The organism is Thiorhodococcus drewsii AZ1, assembly GCF_000224065.1.
In the GTDB taxonomy this organism is placed as follows: Bacteria; Pseudomonadota; Gammaproteobacteria; order Chromatiales; family Chromatiaceae; genus Imhoffiella; species Imhoffiella drewsii.
In genome coordinates, this window is the sequence record NZ_AFWT01000094.1 from 1 (window position 1) to 2667 (window position 2667).

Here is a 2667-nt window from a genome sequence, read left to right on the forward strand (position 1 = left end):
TCGTAGGTTTCACTGCCGAGAAACCGATAGCCCGCCTGCGTCTCCGACCAGCCGTTGCAGGCCCCCGGAATACTCGCCGTCGGATGCTCAGCCAAGCGCTCGATCAACTGAATCGCGCGCCGGTTGCGGCGCGTGTCGCCCAGATCAATCGAGGCCAATTCTTCCGACGCCCAGCCCATCGTGTGCTCCAACATGTCTCAGAAAAAATAGTTCGCTATCGTACACTCAGAGTTCTGTGTAATGGGATGCTTTGAAGGTCACAATTCGTGACGCCGCCATTTACCCATACTGTCTCAGGCTCAGGCCATTTTCTTGGCCTTCTGACGCTGTGCAAGCACGCGCGCGACGGAGACATGAGGATTGGCGGGGTCGTGCGTGCGGGCCGGGGTGGGTTTCTTGGGTCCACGGGGATGCTTGCGGTACTTACGCAGCTGGACGTGCTGTGCTGTGGCGAGCAGCCAGGCGGCTATGGCCTCGGTGGTGAGCGTTTGAAAGACGGCCCAATCTTCGGGCTCGACCAGGGTCTCGAGGCTCTCGCTAACGCGACCCATCTCGTTGACGATGTAATAGCCCGAGAGCTCGGTGCCGATGGTCTCAGCGCCATGGACCTGGTGCAGCGCCGCCTTGAGCACGGCCAAGGCGTTGTAGGCAACGATAGCCATGGCCAATCCAAACAGGGCCGCAGACGGATAAGCGAGGGTCTCGAGCTCGCAGCGCAGCTCGGTGGTCACATGCAAAAAGGCTTCTTCCACTCTCCAGCGCTTGTGGTAAAGCGTGGCTACCTGCGCGGCGTCGACCACTGCGGCGGGCAGGGTCGTCAGAACGTACAGCTGTGTCTCACCGTCGCGCGTCGGCGCGCTCAGCTCCAGGCGGATGCGGCGCAACTCCAGGCGTTGCTGCCCGTCGGGGGCAGTGATTGTCACGCGTTGCTCGCTGAGCACGCCCTGCTCGCTACGCCCGACCGGGCGCAATGGCTCAAGCGAATGGAGCGGGATCTGCTGGTGCTCGCGCACCAGCACGGCTGCCTCGCGCTGATGCAGTGTCCAGATCCAGGAGGCAACACAGAAATTACGATCGGCGATCCACAGATCTCCGGCCTCAATGGCGCTCTCCAACTGGGGCAGCAGTGCCCGCTCCTGAGTATAGGCATCGGGCTCGGCGATCAGGTGCGTAATCAGTCCCAGCGCCGGCTCGAGCTCCGCCAGCGCCTTGCCCGGCAAGGGGGCGGCACACTGCCCGCGGCTCTCTTGGAGGCGGTGCTCACGTCCGCCCAAGGCATTGCCATCGAGGATCTTGACTCGGTAGCCGCTCACCAGCGGCTCACGGCTTCCCCCAAGGGCGGTGATCATCGACGTGGCCTGCTCGCCGCTGTCATCGACCAGCGCCGAGGCGATCTCCGGCTCCAGACCGTTGAGCGTGTCATAGACCGCCTTGAGCGAGACCGGAATCGGCTCGGGCGCCCCTTGATAAGCCGCATGCACCGAGGGTTGCTGACGCGTGACCACCTGCATCATCAGCTCGAACAGCGTCGAGAACAGCTGCTTGCGGTTGTACTGCCCCTGCGCCACCGTCTTGAACCAGGCGTTGAGTCGCTCCGGATGAAAACTGCGCTCCAGCAGTGCACGGGCCATGGTAGGAATCGGAAAATGCGTGGCAAAGCGATCGCGCAACGAGGTCAGCACAGGGAGTCTCCAGGGCGTGGTCAAAAACAAGCAGACTGTCAGCAATGTAGGGGCCTGACAGCGCCCACAGGGGGGCGAATCAACACTGGCAATGCCTTGGACTCAATGAGTGTGCGGAGTCACTATATGTGACCTTCAAAGCCCTGGCCCGCCCTCCCCACACCACCTAGCATGCGGGTCCGCACTAGGCGGTTCACAAGAAGGGAGCACACGAGGACTTCAGGCATAGCCATGCGCTTTCATCCACTGATCGCGAATGCTGATCAAGCCCTGGTCTTTAAGCCAGTCATTGGTCATCCCGGTTTGCGTGCCCAGCGATCGGGACAGGTGCCAATAGCTCTTGGAGCTCATACCCGTCCAAATCGCGGTGCGTATCCGTGGTAAGCGTCCGGCCAATTACATCTATCCCGCCCAGAATCGAGTCTGCAAGATGAAATTCCATTCCACCACGACAGGAGTTTCAGCATGGCAGATCGACGGCGCACACGCGAGCAGTGGCAATCCATTGTCGAGGGCTGGCCAAAGAGTGGTCTGACCCAGGCAGCGTATTGCGCCCAGCAGGGCATCTCGGTGACGAGCTTTCATCGGTGGCGCGAGCAGCTGCGTGAGGCTGCGAATCCCGGTGATCATGAAACACGCCAGGGCGAAGGCGAGCGGTTCGCTGGGTGCCTGTCGAGCTGCACGCGATTCCCGAGCCAGTGGCGGGGCCGGCGCTGACCCTGGTTCTGGCCAATGGCTTGCGCCTGGAGGTCGGTGCCGACTTCGAACCCAGGACACTGCGCCGCGTCTTGGCGGTGCTCCAAGAGTCCCTGGCGGCATGATCAGGCTCGGGGGACAGAGGCAAGTCTATTTGGCCGCCGGGGCGACCGACATGCGCAAGCAGATCGACGGGCTGGCGGCCCTGGTGGTCGATGTGCTCGCGGCCGACCCCTTCTCGAGCCAGGTGTTCGTGTTCTGCAATCGCGGGCGCGACAAGCTCAAGATC

Annotated in this window: 5 protein-coding genes; 3 read left to right on the top strand and 2 right to left on the bottom strand. The window is 62.4% G+C overall.

The features are described from left to right. Both THIDRDRAFT_RS25175 and THIDRDRAFT_RS23020 read right to left on the bottom strand, forming a co-directional pair. Nucleotides 1–194 (bottom strand): IS4/Tn5 family transposase DNA-binding protein (locus tag THIDRDRAFT_RS25175; RefSeq protein WP_245535923.1); only part of this gene is annotated, 194 nt, incomplete at its 3' end. Between the two features lie 105 nt (nt 195–299). Then, nucleotides 300–1631, bottom strand: a complete 1332-nt coding sequence (locus THIDRDRAFT_RS23020; protein ID WP_139058896.1) for an IS4 family transposase — start codon at nt 1629–1631, stop codon at nt 300–302. 516 nt (nt 1632–2147) lie between these two features. On the opposite strand from THIDRDRAFT_RS23020, the gene tnpA reads away from it, so the two are divergent. The 3 genes from tnpA to tnpB form a co-directional block, all read left to right on the top strand. Continuing rightward, complete coding sequence (gene tnpA, locus THIDRDRAFT_RS27445; protein ID WP_007043350.1) at nt 2148–2399, top strand: IS66 family insertion sequence element accessory protein TnpA; 252 nt, start codon at nt 2148–2150, stop codon at nt 2397–2399. Further along, on the top strand, nt 2348–2503 hold the full coding sequence (locus THIDRDRAFT_RS26985; protein WP_245535924.1) for a hypothetical protein: 156 nt from the start codon (nt 2348–2350) through the stop codon (nt 2501–2503). The genes tnpA and THIDRDRAFT_RS26985 overlap by 52 nt, the downstream gene beginning before the upstream one ends. Further along, the coding region (gene tnpB, locus THIDRDRAFT_RS27450; protein WP_007043351.1) for an IS66 family insertion sequence element accessory protein TnpB at nt 2500–2667 on the top strand (168 nt) is incomplete at its 3' end. The genes THIDRDRAFT_RS26985 and tnpB, both read left to right, overlap by 4 nt.

What these genes read in the sequence shown, in the direction of transcription:
- tnpA (WP_007043350.1), top strand. Translation starts at nt 2,148, where the DNA reads ATGGCAGATCGACGGCGCACACGCGAGCAGTGGCAATCCATTGTCGAG.
- THIDRDRAFT_RS23020 (WP_139058896.1), bottom strand. Translation starts at nt 1,631, where the DNA reads ATGGCCCGTGCACTGCTGGAGCGCAGTTTTCATCCGGAGCGACTCAAC.